Annotated in this window: 1 protein-coding gene; it reads left to right on the forward strand. The window is 29.2% G+C overall.

Annotation, left to right across the window (positions count from 1 at the left end; translation table 11 throughout):
* Positions 1–240: glycosyltransferase family protein (locus SB658_RS27095; protein WP_410603614.1), on the forward strand; the 240-nt coding region annotated here is incomplete at both ends.

Below are 240 nucleotides of genomic sequence, written 5' to 3' on the forward strand. Positions count from 1 at the left end.
GAGTTGCTAAAGGGAATAATCAAGGCATCGAACTTGCTTTAAAAGATGGTTGTGATTATATTTTGATAGGAAATAATGATATAGAATTTTATCAAAAAGATCTTTTTGATGTTCTAATAAAAAAATGCGAAATAGATAAAATTGTCGCACCAAAGGTTTTATATCATAACACTAACCAGATTTGGTTTGCAGGTGGACATATTGATAAATACAGAGCTTTAGCAATTCATGAAAATGAGT

Origin of the sequence: Bacillus sp. SIMBA_008, assembly GCF_046535495.1 — a bacterium.
GTDB lineage: Bacteria > Bacillota > Bacilli > Bacillales > Bacillaceae > Bacillus > Bacillus subtilis.